Genomic DNA, 723 nt, shown 5'->3' with positions numbered 1-723 from the left:
GGTAAAAAACTAGGTGTTGCTCTGAAAGGATTTTTTAATGGCGGAAAGAAATTCTTGAAGAGATTCGATGTCCATATCGATGATCTGGCAGAGCGGTTGGGGTTAGGCCCCAGACTGCAGCCTGCCGGCAGCCCCCCGGACATCCCCCGGAAACCTCAGGTTGATCGGATGGATAGGAGAGGGGGTAGTAGGGGCACAAATAAGATAATAGAAATTGTACCAGTGTCTTCTGAAAAAATGTACCAACTTGGAAAACATTTTAATAAACATGGAAGAGACATGGGCTTTGCGAGTAAAAAAGAGTATGATCAGGCAGCTAAAGATTTTGCAGAAAAGTACCAAACGGAACTAAAAGCTGAAATATGGGAAGGTATATGGAATGGAAAGGGAAATCTTAGTGGTAAAACCCAGCGAGCTATTATATATAATAACAAAACAGTAATTTTGGACCCAGTATCTGGACAAGTAATTGATTTTTATCAAGGTACTCGATTGGGTGGATTAATTAATTTAAAACAGCTAAGATAAAGCATTAGTCTGGACATTTGTCCAGACTAATGTATATAATGAAGCATTCCTGTATTTGAAAAACAAAGGGGGTTGAAAAAGAAAAGTACCTCCTGCTAACATACGAGGTGTCCCACTGGCCAGTGGACCCTTAAATAGCGAAGGAGGTACCCAAATTGAAGTATAAGCAAAATCATAAAATTGAGCAAATCAACG

At 40.0% G+C, this 723-nt stretch carries 1 protein-coding gene; it reads left to right on the top strand.

Annotated features, from left to right (window positions below; translation table 11 throughout):
- Positions 1–528, top strand: a 528-nt coding sequence (locus tag H2C83_RS16620; protein ID WP_181742302.1) for a hypothetical protein, incomplete at its 5' end; no start/stop codon positions are given.
- Positions 529–723 lie beyond the last annotated feature (195 nt).

Origin of the sequence: Thermoactinomyces mirandus, assembly GCF_013868055.1 — a bacterium.
In the GTDB taxonomy this organism is placed as follows: domain Bacteria; phylum Bacillota; class Bacilli; order Thermoactinomycetales; family Thermoactinomycetaceae; genus Thermoactinomyces; species Thermoactinomyces mirandus.
This window is presented reverse-complemented; position numbering and strand designations above follow the sequence as displayed.